Here is a 23,957-nt window from a genome sequence, read left to right on the forward strand (position 1 = left end):
TCCTCCTAGAAGATGATGTCCCACAGCAGGGTGAGCTGGAATGTGTCGGTCTTGGTGACGTCCTTGAACACCACGCGGCTGTAGAGGACGCCGTCCTTGTTGAGGAGCCCTGCCTCGCGTAGCGGCGTGCTCGGATCGTTGGCCTCGCCGAAGTCGAACTGGGCGGTGACCTGCACCCGCACCCGGGCCACACCCTGGGTGTCGGTGAAGTTGGAGTACTCGACCTTGGTGATGGCCTTGGGGTCACCGCGCCTGGCCACCAGGGCGGTGTCGATGTCAGCCGGAGCCGTGTTGCCGGTGCCGACGGCGATCGAGCTGATCGGGGTGCGCGGCGTTCCCGTGGTGCCGCCGAACATCTCCGCGACCAGCCGGCGTCCGCTCGTCACGATCCGGTTGTGCTGCCGCTGGTCCAGCACCAGCTGGCCGGCGCGGTCGTGCACCAGGATGGTCAGCCGCCCGGCCATGTCCATGTGATCTCTCACGTCGATCCTCTTCTCGTGCTCAGTCCAGGAAGACCTGGTGGCTGTCGTCAAAGGTGGAGATGTCGAAGGTGCCGCCGATGCGCAGGCTCTCCTCCTGGTCGTGGCTCAGGATGAGCGCGTTGATGCTGCCGACGGAGAGCGCCTCGCTGAGCTTCGTGTCCTCCGTACTGCGCGCCAGCACAACGCCGGCCAGTTCCTCGCTCGTCTCGTGTCGGTCGGCTCCGTCGACGGGCAGGTTGAGAGAGAAGTTGACCCGCCCGCGCACGCCGGCCGCTCGGGTGGCGTCCACCACCTCCTGGATCCGCGTCAACGGCAGGCCCTCGTAGGCGAAGACCGGCCCGGTGTAGCCGTAGTCGTCGCAGAGCCGCTGAACGGCGTCCTTGAGGAAGTAGGGAACCGTGAGATCGAACGTCAACGGCTGGTAGCGCGTCCAGCTCAGCTCCGCCTCGAAGGCGGGAAGGTCGAAGGTGTCCTCGTCGAAGGCGCTCCACTGGTCCGCGGCGAAACCACTGCCGGCCCGGAAGATCCACGTACTGGTGCCGGTGGGCACCTCTGGCACCGTGGGCGGAGACGTTCCGTCCCAGGCGAGGAACAGGTGACCGACGCTGCGCTGTCCATCCGCGCCGAGTACCCGGGCGAAGAAGCCGCCCTGGGTGTCGGTCTCCAGCACCAGGGTCTCCCCCGTCTGCAGGGCCAGCTGCGGGTGGGCCCGCACGCCTTCCCCCGTGCCGGCGACCTCGACGGAGATGTTGCGGGCGACGCCGCGCGTGGCCCGCAGCTGGACCACCGGTTGGTCGGTCCCCACGGACGGCAGATCGACGTCAAGGTCGAGGCGCCAGAGGTCACCCTCCTCCTTCCCCTCCGAGGCGGGAGCCCGCATGCGGGTCGGGTCGGGGGCGAACTCGGTGAGATCCACCAGTGCCGCGATCGCGTCCCGCAACCCGCCGGCCGTCGGTGGCAGCGGCAGGTCCCTCAGGTCGAAGGGCAGGCCGAGCGCCGAGCGAACGGCGCCCTTGACGGCCTCGACCGTCCCTCCTCCGGTGAAGCGGGCGACCAGCGACTTCAGCCGCTGCCGAAGCGCCTCGTCGGTTTCGGCGTTGCCGTCCCGGAGGATCCTTCGCCGTTCACCGAAGGTCGCGGCGAGGCCGTCGAGTCCCTGCCCTTCGGCGTAGTCGATCCAATGCGATGACAACAGCCGCTTGACAGCCGCGTCGGCTCGGGTCAACTCGGCGCCGACGGCGTCGAGCAGGTGGTGCAGGGTTCCGTCGCCGTAGCGGGCCGCGTAGACCTCGGGGAGGAGAGCGGCCAGGCGCTGGGTTTTCGTGGCCACGGCTACACCACCCCTGTCAGGTTCAGCGGAGTGGTCGCCGCGGCCACCCCGGGATACCCGGCCAGGGTCAGGGTGACCTCCGCGTCCAGGCTGTGCTCGCCCTCGCGGTAGCCGGTGAGGTCGGCACCGGTGATCGTCGCCGTGCCGCTGCTGTTTCCGGTGAGGACGATCGGCTTCACGACGTCGGCGATCAGTGCGGGGGGCAGGGTCGGGGAGCTCACCAGGCCGGCCTTGACCTGGAGGCGGACCTGCAGGGTCACCTGCCGGAACCCGACGGGAGTGGTGCCGCGCAGGAGGCGGATCGACAGCTTCCCTGGTCCGGGAGCAGCCTCCGCGCCGATGCCGTTGACCACCACGGCCGTGAGAGCCCCTGGTGCGGCCTGCTCGGAACGGTGCACCGGCAGCAGGTCGCCGACCTCGCCGCTGGTGGGCAGCCCGGGCCGGGCCGACTCGCGGGCGAAGTTCAGTTGGGCCTCGGCGACGTCGGCGAGCCCTGGCACCTGGTAGACCAGCGAAGTGAGCCGGCGCAGGGACAGCGCCTCGCCGATGGAGAGGGTGCGGATCGCCTGCGCCGCCGTGTCGACGTAGGTGGTGGCGGCGGCCACATCCTCGATTTCCGAGGGCAGCAGCACGAACTGGCCTGTGATGGTGACCAGCCGCACGCGTTCCGGCACGGCCATCACCCCCGCGGCCCGGGTGCGATCCACCACCGCGGCCACCGCGTCGTCGATCTCGGCCTGGCGTTCCTCGCTGCCCGCCGCGACCGAGTAGCGCACGCGTACCTGGCCGAGGGGCACGTCGAGGTCGACGCTGTGGTCGATGACCGCCACGTCCTCGACGCCGTCGACGTCGCGGACGGCGAACTCCATCGCGCCCATGGTGGCGTTGCCGGCGCGTTCGAGTGCGTTCCGTGCCCGCTCGCGCAGCGCGTCGTCGGGTTCGGGCTCCTGCCCGCCGATGATCGGTGCCGGGTTGGTGACTGAGTCCACCCCGCCGGGTGGCGTCGGCATCACGGTCACGGCGTTCGCGCCGACGTTGCCCGCGACGCCGGGCTCGACGGCCTCGACCGCCGCTTCGCCTTCGGTCGCGCCCTCGTCCAGCAGGGCGGCCGTGGTGGTGAGGAAGCGGCGTCCCGCCGGGTCCTCCACCGCCGTCCCGACCGGGACGATGACCCGCGGACCTGGTTTCCGGGTGAAGAGGACGGTTCCGGTGGCCTTCTGCGCCGGGTTGCGCACGATGCCGAGCAACGCCACGACGCTGTCGAGAGCGACACCGTTCGCGGTGTCCAGGAACCCGCGGCGATAGGCCTCGTTCATCTGGTGGTAGAGCAGCGCCACCTCCCGCCCCACCGCGCGGACGATCGTGCCCGCCACGCTTCCGGGCGCGAAGTCGGTGATCCCGGATGGCAGGTCGCGGTAGGTGTAGGTCACCTCCACGGGTGTACGCGGGTCCGGCCTGTGTACAGCGGTGGCCGCGTCCCCGACCGCCTTTCGCCACACCACGCGGGAGGAGCTGGCGTCGTAGTCACGGCCCGCCTCGAAGATGGTGAAGTGTCCACCGGACAGGCCGGTGACCCGGACGACGGAGGCGGACTCGCGGGGCAGGTCGTAGACAAGGACGGCCGGGTCGAAGACGAACCGGTAGGACTCCTGTTGCTCCACACCCAGGTGCAGGCCATCTTCCAGGGCGGCGACGACACTGGGGAAGTCGTGCCCCACGAGGAACGGGTTGCCAGGATCGATCACGGCGCCTCCAAGGGAACGGCGACTTCCAGCTGGACGGGTTCCGTGCGGCCCTTGAGCAGGAGCCGCATCTCGATGCGTGCCTCGAAACGGTCGGTGGTGACGGTGACGTCCTCGATCTCGCGGACGCGTGGGTCGGCGCCCACCGCCTCGCGCGCGTACTGCGCCAGCCACAACCTGGTGCGGGGTAGGTCGGGTTGGCCGATGAGTTCGTGGAGGCGGGACCCGTAGTCGGGCCAGCCAAGTGGTTCCAGCTCTCCCCTGCGCACCAGCAGGCGCATGGTGAGTGCCTGGACGACCGCGTCGACACCACTGGCGGTCTCGAGCCGGCCGCTGCCGGCGACCCGCAAGTCGCGTACCTCGTTACCTGACGGGCGCAGGAGCAGGTCGACTCCGAAGTCCCGCTCGTCCACGTCGCTCATTCGCTTCCCCCCTTGCCGAATGTCAGCCCGTGACCGTGATCGCCACGGTCTTCTCGTCGTAGCGGGTGAACTTCGCGGTGTCCTTGTCCCACAAGCCCACCTGCAGTGTGAGTTCGTACTGGCCGGCGGGAACCGACGCCGGGAGCGGAGCCACACCCACGCACGGCGGATGGTCCTCGGTGCGCTGCGCGAACGACAGGTCGCCCGGTCCCAGGTGGGCGACCGGCGTGTTTGAAGGAGTCGCGAAGACCCAGCGGTACGTCAGCCTGTTCACTGCCTGGTAGGCCGGATCGGGCCAGGCAACCGGTGCCTCCGCCCACACGCCGCCCGCGCGGGTGATTGGTGTACGTCCGTCCGAGCCAAGTGGTGGCAGTCGGGTGGGCTCCGCGATGAGGACGTGAATGACGCAGGGCTTGGGTTGGGCCGGGACCGATTCGCCTGAGGCAGGTTTACCTGGAGCGGGGGCGCCCCCGGCCATGCCGGCATACCGAACGTCTGTCAAGGCGTCCTTGTCGTCGCCCGCGACGTCCTTCACGGTGAAGGTGATGGCGTGGGACCCGATCCACAGGTCCCTGTCGAAGGACAGCGCTCCCCCGGCCGGGCTGATGGCCACCTTGTCCAGGTCGACAGGGACCTGCAGCTCGGGTGGCCTGCCGGCGACGGCAGGAAGGCTGGAGTACCAGCGTGTCCAGAGTTGCCCCGGTGCGGGGTCCATGGCGTCGATCCGGCCGTGGAAGTGGATCCCCTCGGTGCGGCCGAGGAACGAGCTGTTGTGCGCGGGTTCCTCGATGGACATCGTGATCGGTCCCATCGTGCGCCTCACCCCTGCCCGCTCTTGCCGATGGTCGCGCTGCCCCCGTTGGGGAAGATGGCGACGCGGTCGCCGACGACGTTCACCGGGAGCACGTTCGCGTTCACCACGGTCGCGCCGGTGTTCCGGGTGCTCGGCAGCACCATGCCGGGCCAGGTGTTCCCCTGCAGCACCATGCCGGTGGTCACGAGCGCTTCGTTGTTCACGGTGACGGTCTTGCCGAGGCTGCTGACCACGACCACCTTCGTGCCGCTGTCGGCCGGGGCGGACGGTGGTGGCGGTATCGCCACCACCGGCGCCGTCCCTTCCGCCTTCCCCTCCACGAGCGCCTCGGCGCCGTTGACAAGAACCTTGCCTCCATCGGGTGGGACGAGGTTCAGGTTGCCGTTCAGGTCCAGCGGGCCTTTGAGCTCGAGGTCAGGCACTGGGACCTCCGGGCTTGCCCGTGATGGTGGTGCCCGAGATCTCGGTGGTCTTGCCGCCATCGGACGCGCGGAAGACGCCCTTGCTCACGGTCAGGTCGCCGTCCTCCTCGACGACGACGTTGCCCTTCACTCGGAGGGTCCCGCAGGTGACCTCGACGTCGCCGTCCTTGGTGAGGACCACGCTGGCCTTGGCCGTTCCGTTCGCGCCGAGGTCGCGGTCGATCCGGATCGTCCCGTCGGCTGCGAACCGGAGTTGGTTGCGGGTGTCGTCGCCAGGCACCCGGTGCTCGATCACCAGGTCCCCCTCAGCGTGGAGCGGCGGGCGGTCGTCGGCGTGGTGGAAGCAGGCGGTGACCAGCGGCTGGGCGAGGCTGCCGGCGAGGAACTGGACCAGGACGAGGTCGCCGTTCTTCAACGGCGCCACGGTGCCCGGCTGGGCGACGGCGACCGGGACGCGAGCCAGCGTGAGCCCTTCGTGCTGCAGCCGGACGTCCACCTCGTCGTTGAACTCGTCGCCGTCCCCGCTGTGGGGGTGGACGCCGGTCACGACGCCGAGGGCCGGTGGGCGCAGCGCCGCGAGTTCTCGGCGTACGACGGCTCGGATGAGTTCGACCATCGAGGTCATGGCCGCACCTCCGGGGTTGGCGGGGCGATCCGCAGGCGGGTGGTGAACCCGCGGTCGGCGGTGAACTGGTGTCGCAGCGCACGGACCTGACCGGTCCCGCCCGGTGCGTTCTCCGGCATTCCCGTGACGGCGAGGGTGTCGCCGAGGTCGAGGTCTGGCCGGCCCGGCACGGTGACCTCGACCAGGTGGGCGGACCGACCGGCGTGACGCAGGCGTCCCTGCGCGATGTCGTTGGCGAGGTCCTTGGTCCTGGCGAGCGGGGCGACCACCACCACTCGCCGGTCACCAGATCCGGCGTCGGCGCGGGTGACCTGTTCGTCGGTGGTGAGCCAGGACGCGGCGGTGTTGCCCCGGGTCGATGCCGGGCTCTGCCCGCCGACGGTGACGGCGTCGAAGGTGGCGGCGCGGCGGGCGCCCTCGGCCGCGATGACGTCGGCGCCGTAGCGGGCGGGCCCCGGTCCGGCCAGGCCCGCGGAGGTGGCTCCGAGCGCCGAGGTCAGGCCGGGCGTGCCGCCGGGGACCGGGCGGAGGACCAGGTGGCCCTGCCGGTCGGCGTACAGGTCCAGTCCGAAGCTGTCGGCGAGGTCGCGCAGGTGTTCGTGGCCGCTGCGGAACACGTCGACGGCGAAGCGGGGCAGCATCGGCCCGTCGTGCACGTCGCCGACGACGAGGCCCGCGCGGCTGGCCAGGTCGCGGGTTATGGTGCCGATGGTGACGTCGGAGTAGGCCGCGGCCACCCGCAGGTCGAGCAGTGTGCGCATCGCGCCGACGGCGAGGACCGAGGTGGCGGTGAGGGTGGTGCGGACCTCGCCGACCGTGCCGGTGAAGACGTCGCTGGGTGCGGCGCCGAGCCCCAGTCGCACGCTGACGGTGGCGCCGACGGCGAGGTCCTGGCGGGTGCCGAACCGGATGTGGGCGACGTCGAGGGGGACGTCGATCGCACGGTCGACGGTGACGGCGGTCGGTCCGCCCACCGGCGCGGTGTCGGTGGATCGGAGCAGGCCGAGGGCGAGCTGGAACGTCGGTTTCACGGTCGCACCCCTTCACCGCACCCACGCCAGGTCGCGCACCCGCAGCCGGGCCAGCCGGCGTCCGGTGTAGTAGGAGCGGATGTCGTCCCAGGTCTTGAGGTAGTCGTGCTTCCACCAGTCGCGTGGTGGCCGGCAGTAGGGCACGAACAGCAGTTGGCTGGTGCCGCAGCCCGGGCACACCCAGGTCGGTGGGATGGCGTTGCCGCGTACGAGGTCCCACATGGTGGGGGCGCGGAACGGCGTATCCGGCGGCACTCCGTGGGCGGGGTCACCGACGGCGGGGTCGTAGACGTAGCCGTCGGTGGGGCAGAGGAACTGCCGCCCCATGAAGTCCCCGACGTTGCCGAGCATCCGCATGCCGGGGCCGTTGAGGCCGTAGGTGAGGTTGCTCTCCAGCGTCAGGACCCGCCCGGTCTCGCGGTGGGTGTCGACGATGAGGAAGGTGTGGCCGCCGCTGCCGAGGTTGTTCGGGTTGCGCCATCCCTGCATCACGGTCCACGGCGGTGGCAGGGCGTCCCCGTCGATGTGGTCGGCGACGCCGGAGTCCTCGAGCACCTCCACCGAGGAGTAGATGTGGGTCGGGTCCGTGATCATGGAGCGCTTGTGTTTGGTGAGATTCCAGGTGAAGCCCGGGACGGCGGCGTCCTTCCAGCCGCGCACGAGCAGCGCCTCGACGAAGCTGCAGCAGTCGTTGTAGGTCGGCGGTGTGGGGTGGCCGGTTTCCAGGGCGACGGTGATGCCGATGTCGTAGGGGTACTGCGGGGTGAACCGGGTGGCCAGGCCGGGCCGCTTGGGTGTGTAGTACCAGCCCTTGAAGTGGTGCAGGAGGCTGACCAGGCGCGCCTCGGAGACCGGGTTGGTCGCGGCGGGTAGCGGCACGGTGAACGGCAGGGCGGCGTAGCCGCGCGCGCTCTCCCCGTCCAGGTGCCCGTCGGCGCCGGCGCGTAGCCGGTAGACCTCTTCGGCCGGGGCGCCGTTGGGCACGTCCAGTGAGAAACGCCCGTCCGTGCCGGTCCGCACACCGGCGCCGGGCAGCGGCTCGTCGTGGGGCATGGCGTAGTGGGAGGTGCGCCAGCGCGAGCAGATCCAGCCCTGCCCGCCGGGGATGCCGCCCGAGGCGACCAGGACGTAGTCCGAGCCCTTGGCGGTTCCGGTGCGGATCTCCAGCGCGGGGTAGTCGGCGGCCGGGACGGTGGCGAGGAGTGTGGAGGTGGTGTCGGCGGTGGCGTAGACGCGCAGCGCCCGGGTGGTGCGCAGCAGGGTCCGGTAGCCGCGCACCAGCGCGCCCGCCAGTACGGTCTCGCTGGTTCCCTCCGTCACGAATCCGGTCAGCGTGGTCATGCCGTCTCCGGGGTGAAGTGCGAGGCGTCGAAGGTGATCGGATAGTTGAACTGGGTGTTGGCGCCGTCGGGCCGGTTGGCCTGGCCGGCGGCGTCGCGGTAGTAGACGAGGCCGGTGCCGAGCACCTGGTTCGGGTAGAGCAGGTTGACGTGGGGACCCTGACTGTGGTCGGAGCTGTCGGCCCACCGCAGCGACGGACTCACTCCCCAGGTCGTGCCGGACCAGGCGAACTCCGTGCCACCGTTGTAGCGGCGGACGACCTCGCGTTGGAACACCGCGCGGGTGAAGCGGTCCAGCGGGGTGGTTACGTGCTGGCCGATGAGGGCCCAGGCGCTGGCGGCCTTCTCGGCGAGGACGACCCTGACGGCGGCGCGGAGGTTCTCCACCCAGTTCCAGACTTCCTCGTCGGTGGCGCCGCGCGGTGGGCTGTCGATGAGGTCGAGTTGGCCGATGCCGTAGCCGTGCGGGGGTCCGAACAGCGGCATGTCCTGTTCGGTGCCGAAGTACCAGGAGCCGCCCTGCCGGGTGAACCTGCGCCGGCCGGCGCCTCGGTCGTCGAACTGGCGGTACTGGCCGCCACTTTCGTGGCGCAGGATCGCCAGCACCGTCGTCTCCCAGCACTGCCGGGTCAGGGGCCGGATGTGCGCGGCGGTGGCGTTGCCGGTGACGTACTCGGTGACGAGGGCGCGGATCGTGGCCTCGACGTCGGCGGCCGGTGCGTTCTGGCCAACCACCCGGAAGCGGGGTAGGGCGAGGGTGGGGGTGGCCGGAGCCGGGAGCGGCGAGCCGGTGGGGACGTCGAGCATGCCCGGGTCGATCGGTGTTCCGTCCAGGCGCAACGCGACGATCTCCAGCTCTCCGTCGCCGCCACGCAGGATCTCCGCGCCGGCGGGGTTGGTGACCAGCGGCTGGAACTCCACGACCAGTGCCGGTAGCGAGGTGGCGCCGGTGGCGCGGCCCCAGGTGCGCTGTTGCCCGAGCCGGACCGTTGGGAGGCGGCGGTTGGCGAGCGGGAAGGGGGCCTGGGTGGGCGCCGGGTCGAGGGTGCCGGCTCGGTCGGGTGGTGCGGCGGCGCCGGTGGCGTCGGTGAGGCGGCCACGGCTGTCGTAGGAAAGGACGGCCGTGGTCAGGGTGGGTGTGGGGGGCGGCGGCGGGAAGGTGGAGGCGTGGCGCTGGGTGGGTCGTGGGAACGGCGCCCCGAAGATGGCGGAGTTCGCGTCCGGTCCGTCCCAGCCCAGGCGTAGTCGCCAGTCGAAGGAGATGCGGGTGGTCTGCGGGCCGCTCGGGGTGCCGGCCTGGACGTTCTTGCGTTCGGCGCGGCGGCCCAGCAGGTCCTCGAGGTCGGGGCGGGCAACGCCGAGGAGTTGCAGTTCGCCCATCCACAGCGGCATCCGGGGGCGCAGCACGGGGGTTCCGCCCGCGGCCAGGACGCGTTGTTCGTTGGCGATCGGGTATCGCACCATCCGCCGGGCGCGGGTCTGTCCGGACAGGTTGCGCAGGATGGCCTGCGGGCTGGCGTCGAAGTCGACGACCACGGCCTCGTCGGCCTCGCCCCGCACCGGGCCGGGCTGGGTGGGGGTCACGTCGTCCACGAGTCCGAGTTGCAGGCCGCACAGGTGCACGGTGAACGCGTCGGCGACCGGTCCGGTCGGGGTGTCGGCCAGCACGGCGACCTGCACCGGGCCGAAGGCGGTCGCCGGATCGACCGGCTTGAGGAGCACCTCGAACGAACGGTCGCCGCTCGTTGACGGCGGACCGAGGGTGATCGCCACCTCGTCGACCGGTGTCCCGCCGAGCGTCCCGCCGGTTGTTCCCCCGGTTGTTCCCCCGGTTGTCCCGCCGGGTGCAGGTGCCGGCGCTGGTCCCGGCGTCGGCGTCGGCGCCGGCCGGATCCGCGGGCCGGTGGCCTTGCTCAGGCCATCGCCGCCGCGTGACGGCACGCCGAGGGCGAGCGCCACCTCTCCGCCGGGTGTTCCGCCGGTGATTCCGCCGGGCGGTGGTGCCGGTGCCAGCTGGATCCGCTTGCCGGTTGCGTTGATCAGCCGGACGCGTCCGGCTGTGGTGGCCGCGTCGACCCGGCCGCTGACGCGCAGCCAGCGGGTGCCGGGGCGGGCCGTGCCGGGGTTCGGTGCGGGGGCGCCCTCGGTGACGGTGAGGGAGCCGGGGCCGTCGGGCGGGTTCCACAGGGCCTCGCCCTGCGGAAGTCCCGCGGTGGCGTAGCCAGGTGTGGGCAGCTCCCCCAGCAGCGGCCACAGGCTGAGTTCGCTCGGGGACTCCAGCGCCATCGTGGGTGGGGCGATCTCGATGGTCCCGGCGATACCGCTGCTCGGGAGGACCTCGTGGTTGGTGAACAGGCCCGGGGTGGCGAGCACGTCGGCGGGGAGTGGTCTCGCGCCGCGGCTGGCGGCCACGTCGACCATGGTGCCGGGGACCGCCGTGAACGGCTCGGTGTAGTCGGCGGGGCGGTCGGAGCCCTGGACAAGGCTGGCGCGCAGCAGCCCGTCGGGCCGGGTGCGCAGCACCTTGGTGGTGCCGGCGTCTCGCCAGTACACCCAGGCGCGTCCCAGTTGCGGAACGGCGACGCCGCCCGCGTTGGCCGCGGTCACCTCGACCGGGGCCGTCGGACCCTCGCTGTGGGCGCGGGCGTCGCGTTCGGTCCAGGCGTCTCGGTAGCCGTGCAGGATGGCGTCCCACTCGTAGAACCCGAACAGCGGCATGCCGAGGTGGAAGAACGGTCCCAGCCAGCCGTACTGGTTGGTGTGGCGGAGTTCGTGTTCGTACAGCGACTTCGACCGTGGCAACCTGACCTTGCCCTGGTAGGCGGTGGGCAGGAGGTCCTCGGGACCGACGTAGTCCGGGTGGTCCTCCCACTTGCCGTAGACGAAGAACACGTTCCCGAAGGTGATGCCGAGCAGGGAGGGGAACGAGCCGAGCCAGCCGCCGCGGAAGACCAGGGCGAAGGCGTTGAGCCGTCCCGATGCTGCGACGTCGAAACCCAGCGGTTCCCAACTCACCCTGCCGAGGCTGATCGCCCACGCGAACCAGCGCAGGACCTCCCCGACGAGGTTGGACAGTTCGACGACCAGGCCGAACAGCGTGTTCGGCAGGGTCCACAGCGCGCCGAGGAGGCTCAGGACGACGCCGCCGAAGGACCAGTGGCCGTTCGGGTCCGCCCGGTTGACCGGGTCGTGGCCGCAGTAGGCGTAGCGCTGCCGCAGCCAGGGCCGACCCAGCCAGTCCGGCACCTGCTCGGCGCGGGCCAGGGCCTGCCGCCGGCCGGGGAAGGCGGGGTGGACGAGCCGCTCGTCGTCGGGTGCCGCGGTCCAGGAGTCCGGGCTGAGGAAGCGGCGCAACCAGGGGTGGTGCCAGCGGGCGCCGAAGCAGTACATGTCGGTTCCGGGGACCAGTGGACGGCCCGCGAAGACCGGCGTCGGCACGCCACCAGACGCGCCCCCGCTCGTCTGGTCAGGCTCTCCCAGGGGAAGGCCGTATGCGTCGTAATCGTAGCGGGCGAGCGGTTCCCCCCGCGCGTCGGTCGCGAGCCAGAGCGTGCCACGGTCGTCGTGGTGCAGGAAGTGAACCGCCAGCCCCCCGGGTGCGGGGACGACATGGGCGTGCACGCCGAGTGGGGTGCGGACGGGCAGCCGCACCAGCACACCGGTCGCGTCGGTGACCGCCAGCAGTTCGTCGCCGAGGCCGTAGACGTACCGCTCGGTGCGCCCTTCGGCGCGCAGCAGCACCAGCCGGCCCTTGTGGTCGTAGCTCATCCGGGCGGTGACGTACCCGTCGCGCCGCACCTGCACCAGGTGCCCTGCCGCGTCGTAGCGGTAGGCCCATGCGTGGCCCCCGCGGATGAACGCCACGACGGCTCCGTAGGCGTCGTTGGTCACCACCGATCCCGGGCCGGCGCCGGTCGTGGCCGAGACCAGCCGGTCGCCGTCGTAGCCGAGCAGCAGCGGCTCCTCGCCGGTGTCCTGGCCGTCGACGCGGGTCAGGTTTCCGTAGTCGTCGAAGCCGTAGGTCCAGCGGCGTCCGGCCGCCTCGGCGACCTCGGCGAGCCGGCCCTGCTCGTCGTAGCGGAAGCCGCGGCGGCCGTCGTCGACGACACGGCCCGCGGAGTCGTAGTTGTAGCGGCGGGACATCAGCTCGACACCCTCCCGGCGCACCGTCCGCGTCAGGGGTCTGCCGTCCAGCCGGTCGGCGGCGGTCTCCTCAACGACCCCGTTGGCCAGCGTCGTGCTCACCCGGCGGGAGGTGTCGTCGAAGTCGAACGCCACAAGGGTTTTCCCGTCCAGCATCACGGTCGACGGGCGGCCGGCGTCGTCGTAGGCGTAGCCGAGCGAGGGTCCGCCGTCGAGCCGGAGACCGGCCAGCCGGCCGTGCTCGTCGTGGGTGAGTTCGACCGCCACGCACACGCCGTCGAGGACCTGCTCGACGCGGCTGACCTGACCGGAGTCGTCGTAGCGGTGCCGGGTGCGGATCGCCCCCGAACCGGCCTGGACGACCCGGTCGGCGTCGTCGTAGCGGTAGGTCCACAGCAGTTCCTGGCTGTGCCGTACGGCGACGATGCGGTCGCGGTCGTCGAAGTCGATCGCGCGGCGGCGGGCGCCTTCCTCGATCCGCACCAGGCGGTCGCGGTCGTCGTAGCGGTAGCGGGTGCGACGGCCGTCGTCGCGCTGGACGAGTTCGAGCCGCCGGTCGGTGTCGTAGCTGTAGCGGGTCGAGACGCCGTCGGGGTCAACGATGCGAACCAGGTCGCCCTGGTCGTCGTAGTGGTAGCGCCAGCCGGCGGTCGTGTCCTCGCCGGTCGTGTCGCCGGTCGTGTCGCCGGTCGTGTCGCGGGTGGCCCGGACGCGGCCGGCCTCGTCGTGGTCCACCCGCGCCGACAGAGCGGACAGGCAGCCCTCCAGCCGACGGACCAGCTCCTGCTGGGTCGGGGTGAGCGTGGCCGGAGCCGGTGTGCCCGTGGCCTTTCGAACGGCGGCACGGGTGGGGACAGCGGTCGGGGACGTGGTGGGGATGGTCATGACGCCACCGCCTGGGTGCGCGGGTGGATGCGGTCACCGGCCGGGATGGCGTCGAGCATGGTGTCGAACGCCAGCCGGACACGTTGTAGTTCGGCTTCGAAGCTGACGGCGAGGTTGCCCAGTACCGTCCGTAGTCGTTGGATCAGGCCGACGAAGACGAGGTCACCGATGCGGGTGATGATGTCCTCCAGGTCCGCGGCGCCCGTGTGGAGCGCGGTCGTCAACTCGCCGATGACGGCTTGCACGGCTGCTCGTGCGGCGTTGAGGTGGTCCTCCAGGGCCTTGTGGACGTCGGCGACGAGGCGGTCGAGTTCACCGGTGACGGCCTCGCGGGTGGCCTGGTAGGCGCCGTCGAGGTGGCCCGCCAGCGCGGCGGGGTTGAGCCCTTCGACGGCGGTGAGGACCGGGACGTACACCTCGGCGCGTAGCTGGTCCAGCAGGTCGGCGGGGTCGAGTTCCTCGACCTGGGCCCGGACGGCTTCGAAGATGGCCGCCACCGCCTGGTCCAGGGCGAGTGGGTCGATGAGTTCGGCGGCCGCCCGCAGGTCGGCAGCGAAGGTGTCGAAGGCGGTTTCGAGCTGGTCGGCGACCGGCACCAGCAGCTCCAGGAACGTGTGGAGCTTGGTGTCGAGCACCGTGGCCCGTCCGGAGGGCCGCCAGCTCTCGCAGGCGGCGATCACCTGCGCAGCGGTGAGGTCGCCGGTGCGTGGCAGGTTGGCCGGGACGAACGCGTCCACGCTGGCCTTCAGCCGGTCGAACGCGGCGGCGGCCTCGGTGACGTCCAGGCCGTCGACGGCTCGGTTCAGGGCGGTCATCGTCTTGTCGTGCGCGGCGTTGAGCGTGCTGATGGCGGAGGCGGCGACGCCGCCGTCCAGCAGCGTGAGGAGCGCGTCGAACTTCGCGTCCACCTCGGCGACCTTGCCGGCCGGGGTGCTCACGGCGGCGTCCACCTTGAGGTGGAAGGCGACGCGCAGTTCCCGCACCCCGGACAGGGGCGGCACCAGGGTGGTGGGTGCGACGTCCACGAGCCGGCGGTGCGCGGCACGCAGCCGCGCGACCAGGCGGCGCGGGTCGAGCTCGTCCATGGCGGTGACGACCCCGTCGCGGGCCGCCGTCGCCGCCGCGACCAGGTCGGCGGCGGGTACGGCGTTCAGGGTCGCGACCGCCTGGTCGAAGACCTCTTCCAGCGGCTCGTACAGCGTGGCCGGGGTGAATCCCTCGTGCACGCGGCTGCTGAGCTGCGCCATGCCGGCGGCGGGGTCGAGGGTGAGGACGTCGGTGATGCCCTCCAGCAGCGGCCAGACCCGTTCCAGCCAGCCGGCCAGCGGTTGCGGCAGGCCGAGGTCGTGGACGGCGAGGGACAGCGAGTCGCGGAACGAGACGAGCAGGTCGCGGCGGCGTTGGTCGAGTTCGTCGAAGAGCGGGGACAGGTCCAGCCGGGCCACGGTCGCCGCCAGGTCGGCGTACAGGTTGGTCAGGGTGGAACCCCACAGCGCCGGGTCGAGTGTGCGGACGGCGGCGAGCGCGTCGTCGTAGGGGCCCTGCAGCGGGGAGAGGAGGGTGGCGGGGTTGAGGCTGGCCAGCCACTGTTCGAGGGCGGCGAGCTCGGTGCGCAGCGGCGCGGTGAGGGCGGCGGCGTTGAGATGGTCCAGGCTCGCACCGAGATCGGAGAGGGCGCCGGTGAGCGGGCTCAGCACGGCGGTCGGTGACAGTTCGCCGACCGAGCCGCGGATGCGTTCCAGTGCGGCCGCGACGTCGTCCAGGACGGCCACCACGTGGCCCTGCAGGTCCTTGAACTCCTCGGTCAGGACGGTGACGACCCGGTCTTCGACGTCGAGGGCCTCCAGAACGGCGAGGGCGGCGCGGATGGCGAGTTTGCTCTCCTCCGACAGGGCGTCGGGGTTCATCTCCCGCAGCCGGGTTCGTACCTCCTCGATCTCCGCGATCACCTCGTCGGACACGGGCCGGAAGCTCAGCTTCTCCAGGCCGGCCAGCTGTTCCTCGAGGTCCTCGATCGCTCCGACCGCGCCGTCGTGGAGGTCGTCGACGACCTGCCCGAGTTGGCGTACGGCGTCCTGCAGGGCGCTGAGGAGTTCACCGGCCGGCAGGTCGTCGATGACGGCCATCAGCTGCTGCAGTCCCTCGCGCACGGCCTGGCCGGCCTGGCCGGCCGCCGTGGTGGCGGTGCTGGACAGGTCCGCGAGTCCGGACTCGATCTGGGTGGCGAGCTGGTCCACCCCGAGGTCGGAGATCTCCTGGCCGACCCGGGCGAGCATGTCGGCGACCGCCTGGCGGGCTTCGGCGAACGGCACACTCGCCACCGTGGCGCGGATCTCCTCCAGGAAGTCCAGGATCCGCTGCCGGACCATCCCGATCCCGCTGCCGGCGATCGCCTGGTGCAGTCCGGCCCCGAACTGCTCGACGCGGGCGCGGAGGTCGCCGGCGGCGATGGCTGCCTGCAGCCGCTCGATGAGGTCGTCGAACAGCTCGACGGTGGAGCCCAGTACGTCGTCGACCAGGTCGCGTGGGCGCAGCTCCTGGGTGGGCAGGAGTCTGAGGTAGCCCGCCAGCAGGGCGTCGAAGGGGTGCGCGGCGACGGCCTGGTCCAGGCCCTGGTAGAGCGGGGTGAGCGCGGCCGCGGCTGCCGTGACGGCGTCCTCCGCCGCGTCGAGGGCCGCCACCAGCGTGGCGTAGCCCTCGGCGGTGGTGGCGTCGAGGGTTTCGACGGTCTGGGTGAGGGTGGTGATCGCGTTCGCGGCCGCGGCCTTGAGCGGGTCGGCGAGGTCGGCGAGGGCCTGCGGGTCCAAGGAGACGACGACGTGGTCGGTGGCCGCGACGTGCACCCGGACCGGGCCGAGCACCTGCGGAGAGAAGCCGAGCAGGGTCGAGGTGACGAAGCCGGGAAGGTCGCCCTTGTGTGCCTCGAAGTCGGTCGCCAGTCGCGTCATGACCTGGAACGCCTCGACGAGTTCGGCCACCTCCTCGGCGTCCAGCAGCCGGTTGGCGAGCTCGTCGACACGGCGTTCGAACAGGGCGACGGTCTGGTCGATGATCTGGGCGACGACGTCCTGGATGGCGCTGCCCTCGGGCAGCAGCGACAGGATCGGGTTGCCCGCCAGGATCCCCTGCGCCTGCTGGTAGGCGGCGTCGAGGGCACCGACGTGTTCGGTGACGGCGGCCGGCACGGCGCCGGTGACGGTGCGCAGGGTCGAACCCAGCGCGTCGCCGAGGCCGCCCAGGTCGAGAGTGGCGTTGGCACGTACGGTCGCCACCGCCTCGGTGGCCGGGGCCAGCGCCGAATCGGGCTGGTCGGCGCCGAGGCCGGCGTGTGCCTGTGCCGAGGTGCCGCAGGTCGCCTGCGCCGTTTCGGAGATCGTGCCCATCCTGGTGGAATCGGGCAGTTGGGTCAGTGCACCGCTCATGTCAACCCTCACTTGACAGCAGGTCACGGATCGCGGTCGCGGGTTCGGTACTGCCGCCGCCTGCTTCCTCGTAGTTGGTGACCATGGCTGGGGCCTTGGCGGTCGGATCGCCGAAGCCGGCGATCTGGGTCAGGGCGACCAGCTGCGACACCTGGGCAAGTCCGTCCTGCACGTCGTCGATGTAGCCGGCCGCCTCCTGCGCGAGGCCCTGGTCGATGCCCTGGAGGGCGTCCAGGGGGGCCGGGTCGGGTGGGCGGACGTACTCGACGAGCTCGATGCGGTAGTCGAACCGGTCCACGTGCCCCGCCTGTTGGCTGACGTCCAGGCTCGTCAGGACGACGTTGGCGACGTACCCGTCGGCTGCCGCGTCGGCGAGCAGGTCGAGCTGCTGCTCGGAGCGGAAGGCCTCCCGCAGCGCCGCGAGGTGCGCGGCGGCGTCCGGTCCGAAGAAGGACCCGGTCAGGGACAGCTCGACCGAGGACCGACCGAGTTGCTGAACCAGGTCGCCGGCCAGGGCGGGTACGGCGTGCCGGGCGACGCGGGCCCGGTCGCGGACCCGCACGTCGGTCAGGTGGTCGAGGGTGACCGGCCCGAGTTGGACAGCCATCGCCTACTCCTCCGCGCTTCCGTAGCTGCGGAGCATGTCCACGCGCAGCCGGTCGGTCATCGCGTCGAGCAGGGTCTCGACCAACTCCTCGCTCGGCTCCGCGCTGGGGTGCGGGGCGGGGATCTCGTTGCCTGGCTCGCGGGTGTCGGCTGGACGGGCGGCCGCCTCGTCGTGGGACTGCTCGGTGTTCGGTCCGGCCGACGTCAGGGGAGCCGCGGGCCGTACTGGGTGGGCGGTGTCGGGTCCCGGTCCGGCGTCAGCCCTCGTGACGCCGGGCTGGGGCGGGGTGCCGTCGCCGGAGCCGGTGACGTTGGCGCGCAGGACGGTGAGCGCGGCGAGCGGATCGGTGCCCACCCGCAACCCTCCCCTGCGTGTGACCGCCGCGCCGTTCACCCGGTCCGCGCCGTCCTCAACGGCCGGCCCCGTGGGACGAAGGTCGGAGGATCCCTGTCCTCCAACGGGTTTCTCGGCCCTGGCACCGGTGGGCGTGGAGGCCGGATCCGGGCCGGCGTCCGCGAGCCGACCGTTCCCGGGCCGGGGCTCGGGATCGGGATCGGGATCGGCGGAGCGTGTCGGCGCGGCCGGTGCCGCGGTGCCGGCCGGATACTCAACCCGGTCCGGAGTCGGCGCACCCGGGTGGGCCGTCCCCTCGAGGGCGTCGGCGAACACCTCACCGGTCCGTGCGCGCGGGCCCGGCCACCCGGAATTGTCGAAGGCGCCGGTGGCCGGCCGCTCCAGGGTTTCCCTCCCGATCCCTGGAGCGGCCCACTGCGTGCCCTGGGGACGCGGATGTCTCCGCGTCCCGACCCCCGGGCGGTCAGGCATCGCGCCGGTCACCTTCCCCGTCGCCTCCTCCCCCGTCTCCTCCTCGCCGTGGGTCGGACCGCCCCGACCTCCCTCGCGGTGTGGCAGTACGGCGTCCAGCCCCCGCAGCGGGTCGTCGAGCATGGCCGTCGCGGGCGCGGCGGTCATGCCCACCGGCTCGAGACGGGTCAACCGCCCGGTAAGGCGGGTGATGCGCCCCTCGACGGCGAGCAGTGCCGCGACGGCGGGGATCCGCGCGGGGGGCGTCCCGGCCTCGAAGATGCCTGTCAACGCGCACCTGCCGTCTGTTCCTGGAGCCGTTCGACTCCCGCGAGGTAGACAGCCACCTGGCCGGGCGTCAGCTGGGCGACCTGGTCGGGTGACCAGCCGAAGTGCGTGGCCAGCAGGACATGGACGTCGGCCATCGGTGAGCTCATCGGCCCGTCCAGCACCTCACCGTCGGCGGCCAGGCCCGAGGCGGTGTTCACGGCCGCGACCAGGAAGTGCAGGAGGCCGATGCTCAGCGCCCGCACCTGCTCCAGCGACAGCCGGGGCTCGACCAGGGCCTCCTTCACCATCAGGACCGGGACCAGACCGGGGTCGTCACGGGCCGCGCGGGAGACCAGCACCAGCGTCTGGACGGTGAGCGGCCGCAGCCGCACCACCCCGGCCGGGAGGTCCTTGCCCGACAGCGGGTCGAGCAGCCGTTGCGGCAGCTCGACGTCGTGCACCACGGACGTGCCCGCGAGCAGGTCGTCCGCGGTGAGGGTGCGCATCACGCCTCCTCGTAGGTCAACCGCATCGCCTGGAACGTCACCGACTCCAGGACGAAGTCGCCGGCGACTCCGAGGTTGTAGGACCAGGAGTCGAACCGGACGCCGAAGGCGGTGACCTTGGCGAAGGCGTCGGGTTGGGCGACGTCGCGCAGGGTGGCGACGGCGTTGAAGGCCGGTTGCGCGAACACCGGAGTCGCCGGCGGGCTGGAGGCGCCCTCACCCAGCAGGAGCCGCAGCAGGGCGCCGTTGATGTGGGCACGTTCGGCGGATCCGGTCACGGCGACCAGGCCCGGCCGCAACGCGGCGGGATACCTGCGGCCGATCTCGTAGAACGGCTGGACGTCACTGGTGACGGCCAGGCGCACGTTGGACAGACGCCCGACGGCATTGCTCAGGTCGTACTGCATGATCAGTGCGCCTGCCGCGGTTCCCTCCGCGGACTGGCTGTCGTCCGCGGCGAGCACCAGCGTCGCGTCGGTAGCACGGAAGACCTCGGTCGGCATGTGAACTCCAAGGACTCAGAACAACGGGTGGACGGCAGCTCGCGAACAAACGTGAGCCAGCGAAGACTTGGCCGGCGGCGCGGGAACGCCGCCGGGCGGTGAACACGGTCAGCGCAGGACCGTTCAGCGGAGGAACATGGTCACGAGGACGAACTCGATGCTGAACGTCGGTTGGAGCGTCATCACCACGCTCACCTCGCCACGGATCTCCTGGGAGCGGTCGGCGAAGACGTCGAGCTCGTATCCGGTCAGTGCCTCCTCGTCGACCATCCGGGTGAGGAAGCCGTCGAGGCTGGACTTGAGGGCGTCGCGGACGCGCACGTTGTTGAGGCGCCCGATGTAGGGGTCGGCCGCCGAGCGGACGCCGTAACGGGCGTAGTCGACGATCCGCCTGGTGGGGATGGCGGAGTACGGCATTCCCTCCCCCTCGGAGGTGACGCCGCGCAGGACCCGGAAGCCGCCCTTGCGCACGATGGTCAAGACGTTGCCGCCGATGAGTTGGGCCTGCTGGCCCCGGTTGAAGTCCTGGTCGACGTCGGGAATGTTGAGTGGCTTGTTGGTGAGGCTGGTCTGCGGGCTCACCGAGGCGACCAGGCCGGCGACGGCGGCGGCGGTGTGGCCGGAGGCCAGCGTGATCCCGTCGGGGTAGCGGATGCCCGGGGCGACGACCACGACACGTCCGTCGGCCATGCCGTGGGCGTTGATGTCCTCGACGCTGCTGCCTGCGGCGCCGATCACGCCGATCCGTTCGTGCTCGGAGTTCGCGGTGAGCGCGAGGTGCGCGGCCAGGACGTCGCCGTGGGTGGTGGCGTGCTGTCCGGCGAGGACGACGATGTTGACGAGCTGGTTCTCCAGGGCGGCAAGGCCCGCGGCGTATTCGTCCCGGCCGGCGTTGGCGCCGTCGGCGCCGTGCACGTTGCTTCCGCTGCCCATGAGGCCCTCGTCGTTGACCGGGCGCTGGTTGCCGAGGAGGTCGTCGGGTTCGGCGGAGACGAGCTGGGAGGCGGCGTTGATCCGTGCGGAGAGGAAGTCCGCGTCCGGGCCGACGAACCTCTCGACCGTTCCCGCGTTGGTGAGGGTGACCTGGACACAGCTGTCCCGGTCCAGGAGGTAGGTGACCTCGACGGTGTCGCCCTGGACGGGCGCCTCACCATCGGCGAAGTCGAGATCGCCGCTCCAGGTGGTCAGCAGCACCTGACCAGTCGTCGGGAGGGCGTGGCCCACGCCGTAGGTCGCGGTCACCTGTGCGCCGGCGGCCGGGACCTCCTCGGCGGCGAAGGTCAGCTCACCGCTCGCCGGGTCGATGCGGACCGTGCCCGCGGCCGGGACGCCGGTCTCATAGACGATGGCGTCGCCGGTGTAGTCGACCAGCACGCCGCCAGGTTTGCGGACGCTGATCCGCGCCGCCGGCACACCCGCCTCGACCGGGGTCGCGTCGAGGAAGAACCGCCCCGCCGCGGTGGGACGGACCTGCTCCTCCGACTGCAGCCGGCGGTAGACGACATCGAACCCTTCGGCCTGCCCGGTGGCACCGCGCACGACGCGGACCCTGGTGCGGGGGGACGGGACGACGGGTGCGTAGCGGACCCCGTTGAAGGGCGACTCGACGTTCTCCCGCTCGACCAGGCAGTCCTCCTCCGAGTCCTGCAGACTCACCTCGACGGCGTTGCCCCAGCTGCCCGGGACCCGCGTCGTGAGCGCCGCGATCTGCTGGCCGGAGTCGTTGCGCAGGGTGTAGGACGCGGACGTCTTGCCGGTGCCGGCGACCCGTACCGCAACGACGGTGGACGCGCCGTTGGCGTAGGCGAGTTCCACCGCGCGGACGAGGGTCAGCGGGTTCGCGCCGTCGGTGGGGTTGCGCGGGTCGTCGGCGAGGCCGAACCGTGTCCGCGCCTGGCTCGGCAGCGCCAGCGTCACGGGCTGGCCCACCGGCCCGTTCGACGCCGTTCCCACGATGCCCAGCACCCCGGTCGCGATGCGCCCGGCGGAGATCAGACCTTCCGCGCGCACGTCGATGTATGTCCCTGGAATGATCGTCTCGGTCACGGAACCAACCCCCACTGCTCGGTCAGGCGCTTGATCGGTTGCCGGGATGCGCGAACGCGGTAGGCGAGGCCGCATCCCTCGGGTCACATTCGAGATCGGGCATTTGCCGTACGGAAATACGCGATCCCTTTTGTTCCGGGCACAGCGCACAGCGTGTTCGCGTTCACCGGAACAGGAAAAGAACAGTCACGCATCCGGACGTGCGGAGTGCGTCGAAGCGAGTCCGATGGACTGTTCGTGGGCAGCTGGGTCACCCAGCTGAGTACTAGCGCGTCGTGGAGTCGACGCGCTCATCGTCCTTGCCTGGAAGGCTGGACGGCGGGCCGAGCATCGGATATGCGTCAGCCGGTTACGGGTCGTCTTCCAGCGTCACCAAAGCCCCCAGTTCGTTTCGGTGCGTCAACCGCAGACTCATGATCACCTACGGAGATCACCTTGTCCTGCGAATTGGCCGATCACGATCGAATCTGTCAGCGATGTCCGCGGCCCGTCGGTGCCGTACGCGAAGGGGAATCGGCGGTGCCCGTCCGGGCAGCCAGAGCGGGCGCAACCTGCATGGACACTCGCGTGCGCCGTGTTGAAGGGGTCTTTCGGAACTGCTTTCAGCTCGTGGAGGATTCGATAGTCCGAGCCGCGGTTCGTAGCCACCGCTCGAGTTCGTCGACGGCGCGCGGATCGGCAGGGTCGATCGCCGCTCGCAGTTCTCGCGAGGTCGTGGTGCGGATGATCCCGACGAGTTGGATCGCGTGCAGGCGCATCGCCGTGGTCGCGGGACCACCGCTTTCGCGTGCCAGCTGGTCGGTGATGCGGTCCTCGAACTCCGCCCACATGCGCAGCAGCCGGGAGCGCAGGGCGGGTGAGTCACCGTAGGCGCGGTGGTCGGACTCCAGGCTGCCCACCCCAGCCTGGTCGCGGGCCGCCTCGACGAGCACGTCGACGAGGACCTGCGCGTGGGATGTGCCCTCGGCGCGTGTGGCGAACCGTCGCAGGAGGGTGTCGATGAGGTCGGTGTCGGCGAAGACCAGGTCCTCTTTCGAACGGAAGTAGACGAACAGTGTCTTCACCGAGACGTTCGCGGCGTCGGCGATCTCAGCGACGGTGACGGCGTCGTACCCCCGCGCGGCGAACAGTCGTCCGGCCGCGTCGAGGATCGCCTGTCGCGTCAACGCCTTCTTGCGTTCACGCAGCGGCAGCCCGGCTGGTTCGACGTCCCGTGTCATGTCGCCAACCTACCCCAAAAGGTAACGCACTCACCTTCTGGGCATGACTTACCTCACATCCCCTGTCACAACTTAGGTAAGCGACTTACCTTCAGCAGTGACTTACTACTTCGGGAAAGGACCACCATCATGCCCACGCCACACGCGCTCGCGGACCTCGACATCGCGATCCTCGGTGCCGGCCCGGCCGGCCTGGCCACCGCGCGACTGCTTCACCTGCGAGGTGTGCGGGCGAGGGTCTACGAGCGGGACGCCGACCGAACCGCGCGGACCCAGGGCGGATCCCTCGACCTCGGCGGGGCCACCGGACTGCGGGCGCTCGCCGCCGCCGGACTGACCAGCGCGTTCGACGAGGTGGCCCGACCGCAAGGTCAACACACCAGCTACTTCGACACCGACGGCACCTTGTTGTTGTCGACCGACGCCTCCGACGAGGAGGAGACGCGGCCGGAGATCGACCGGCGCGAACTCCGCTCGCTACTGCTGGACTCCCTGCCCGACGGCGCGGTGCGGTGGGGCCACGCCGTCGTCTCGGTCCAGCCGCGCGGGAGTCGCTGGCGAGTTGGGTTCGAGAGCGGGGCCGCGATCGAGGCGGACCTGGTGATCGGCGCGGACGGCATCCGCTCCAGGGCCCGGCCACTCCTCACCGACCAGGCTCCTGCCTACACCGGGGTCACCTTCATCGCCGGCGAGATCGCGCGACCGCTTCCCGGCTCCTACGCCGCCGAGGTGGTGGGTGAGGGCGCCGGACTGGTGATCGGACACGACCGGGCGTTCCTGTGCCAACGCAACGGGGACGGCTCCATCCGCGTCTACTTCGCCCAGCGCCGCGCCGAGGACCCGAGCCGTTGCGCGGGAACTTCGTTCCAGGACGTCGACGTCATTCGAGGCGAGCTCGACCGCGAGTTCCAGGACTGGTCACCTCGGATGCGCGGGATCCTCCAGGAGGTGGAGACCGACTTCTTCTGGTGGCCGCTCTACACCGTCCCCGCTCGGCAGGTCTGGCGCGAACGGTCGGGCCTGACCCTGGTCGGCGACGCGGCACACGTCATGCCGCCGTTCACCGGCCAAGGCGTCAACATGGGCTTGCTCGATGCTCTGGAGCTCGTCACCGCGCTCTGCTCCCCCGAGCACCGAGACGTGGACACTGCGGTCGCCCGCTACGAGGCCGGAATGCTGGCGCGGATGGAGGAGGCCGTCACTACCACCAGCGCCGTCCAGGACATCCTGCTCTCACCACAGGGCCCCCAGGCCATACTCTCCGTGGTCTCCAGGAGCTGAACCAACGCCGCACGACCAGAGGCAGTCACCCACATTTCGTCGTAGCCCGCCCGGACGCCCTT

18 protein-coding genes are annotated in these 23,957 nt (G+C 71.2%); 1 reads left to right on the forward strand and 17 read right to left on the reverse strand.

The genetic code is table 11. The annotated features are described in order from the left end of the window. Positions 1–5 precede the first annotated feature (5 nt). The 17 genes from HEB94_RS33390 to HEB94_RS33470 all read right to left on the reverse strand — a co-directional run bounded on the left by HEB94_RS33390 (position 6) and on the right by HEB94_RS33470 (position 22,614). Positions 6–482, reverse strand: a complete 477-nt coding sequence (locus HEB94_RS33390; protein WP_192753524.1) for a hypothetical protein — start codon at positions 480–482, stop codon at positions 6–8. A 19-nt stretch (positions 483–501) separates the two neighbouring features. After that, positions 502–1,812, reverse strand: a complete 1,311-nt coding sequence (locus tag HEB94_RS33395; RefSeq protein ID WP_192753525.1) for a hypothetical protein — start codon at positions 1,810–1,812, stop codon at positions 502–504. A gap of 2 nt (positions 1,813–1,814) precedes the next feature. Further along, positions 1,815–3,557, reverse strand: a complete 1,743-nt coding sequence (locus HEB94_RS33400; protein ID WP_192753526.1) for a baseplate J/gp47 family protein — start codon at positions 3,555–3,557, stop codon at positions 1,815–1,817. Further along, positions 3,554–3,976: a contractile injection system sheath initiator gene (locus HEB94_RS33405; RefSeq protein ID WP_192753527.1), complete on the reverse strand. Its 423-nt coding sequence runs from the start codon at positions 3,974–3,976 to the stop codon at positions 3,554–3,556. The genes HEB94_RS33400 and HEB94_RS33405 overlap by 4 nt, the downstream gene beginning before the upstream one ends. Before the next feature lie 22 nt (positions 3,977–3,998). Then, positions 3,999–4,787, reverse strand: a complete 789-nt coding sequence (locus tag HEB94_RS33410; RefSeq protein WP_192753528.1) for a hypothetical protein — start codon at positions 4,785–4,787, stop codon at positions 3,999–4,001. A gap of 8 nt (positions 4,788–4,795) precedes the next feature. After that, entirely contained in the window at positions 4,796–5,212 is a 417-nt protein-coding gene (locus HEB94_RS33415; RefSeq protein WP_192753529.1) for a hypothetical protein, read from the reverse strand. Then, positions 5,205–5,837 carry a hypothetical protein gene (locus tag HEB94_RS33420; RefSeq protein ID WP_192753530.1) on the reverse strand — a complete coding sequence of 211 codons (633 nt, stop codon included), beginning with the start codon at positions 5,835–5,837 and terminating at the stop codon, positions 5,205–5,207. Before HEB94_RS33420 ends, HEB94_RS33415 begins: the two co-directional genes overlap by 8 nt. Beyond that, complete coding sequence (locus HEB94_RS33425) at positions 5,834–6,868, reverse strand: hypothetical protein (RefSeq protein WP_192753531.1); 1,035 nt, start codon at positions 6,866–6,868, stop codon at positions 5,834–5,836. Before HEB94_RS33425 ends, HEB94_RS33420 begins: the two co-directional genes overlap by 4 nt. Before the next feature lie 12 nt (positions 6,869–6,880). Next, positions 6,881–8,209: a rubredoxin gene (locus HEB94_RS33430; RefSeq protein WP_192753532.1), complete on the reverse strand. Its 1,329-nt coding sequence runs from the start codon at positions 8,207–8,209 to the stop codon at positions 6,881–6,883. After that, complete coding sequence (locus HEB94_RS33435) at positions 8,206–13,236, reverse strand: RHS repeat domain-containing protein (RefSeq protein WP_192753533.1); 5,031 nt, start codon at positions 13,234–13,236, stop codon at positions 8,206–8,208. Before HEB94_RS33435 ends, HEB94_RS33430 begins: the two co-directional genes overlap by 4 nt. Then, positions 13,233–16,658 carry a hypothetical protein gene (locus tag HEB94_RS33440; protein ID WP_192753534.1) on the reverse strand — a complete coding sequence of 1,142 codons (3,426 nt, stop codon included), beginning with the start codon at positions 16,656–16,658 and terminating at the stop codon, positions 13,233–13,235. Before HEB94_RS33440 ends, HEB94_RS33435 begins: the two co-directional genes overlap by 4 nt. Before the next feature lies 1 nt (position 16,659). After that, positions 16,660–17,265: a DNA circularization N-terminal domain-containing protein gene (locus HEB94_RS33445; protein WP_192753535.1), complete on the reverse strand. Its 606-nt coding sequence runs from the start codon at positions 17,263–17,265 to the stop codon at positions 16,660–16,662. Between the two features lie 3 nt (positions 17,266–17,268). Next, positions 17,269–18,360, reverse strand: coding sequence for a hypothetical protein (locus tag HEB94_RS33450; protein ID WP_192753536.1), 1,092 nt, complete (start codon positions 18,358–18,360; stop codon positions 17,269–17,271). Further along, on the reverse strand, positions 18,357–18,845 hold the full coding sequence (locus tag HEB94_RS33455; RefSeq protein ID WP_192753537.1) for a hypothetical protein: 489 nt from the start codon (positions 18,843–18,845) through the stop codon (positions 18,357–18,359). The genes HEB94_RS33450 and HEB94_RS33455 overlap by 4 nt, the downstream gene beginning before the upstream one ends. After that, a complete protein-coding gene (locus tag HEB94_RS33460; RefSeq protein WP_192753538.1) occupies positions 18,845–19,348 on the reverse strand; it encodes a hypothetical protein in 504 nt (167 codons plus the stop codon). The genes HEB94_RS33455 and HEB94_RS33460 overlap by 1 nt, the downstream gene beginning before the upstream one ends. 123 nt (positions 19,349–19,471) lie before the next feature. Then, positions 19,472–21,394 carry a phage tail sheath subtilisin-like domain-containing protein gene (locus tag HEB94_RS53820; RefSeq protein WP_192753539.1) on the reverse strand — a complete coding sequence of 641 codons (1,923 nt, stop codon included), beginning with the start codon at positions 21,392–21,394 and terminating at the stop codon, positions 19,472–19,474. A gap of 602 nt (positions 21,395–21,996) precedes the next feature. Next, positions 21,997–22,614 (reverse strand): TetR/AcrR family transcriptional regulator, encoded by a 618-nt coding sequence (locus tag HEB94_RS33470; protein ID WP_192753540.1) that lies wholly within the window; start codon positions 22,612–22,614, stop codon positions 21,997–21,999. Between the two features lie 129 nt (positions 22,615–22,743). Here HEB94_RS33470 and HEB94_RS33475 point away from each other — a divergent pair, with 129 nt between their 5' ends. Beyond that, positions 22,744–23,895, forward strand: coding sequence for an FAD-dependent oxidoreductase (locus tag HEB94_RS33475; protein WP_192753541.1), 1,152 nt, complete (start codon positions 22,744–22,746; stop codon positions 23,893–23,895). Positions 23,896–23,957 lie beyond the last annotated feature (62 nt).

The sequence above is a fragment of the Actinopolymorpha pittospori genome, assembly GCF_014873875.1.
Lineage (GTDB): Bacteria > Actinomycetota > Actinomycetes > Propionibacteriales > Actinopolymorphaceae > Actinopolymorpha > Actinopolymorpha pittospori.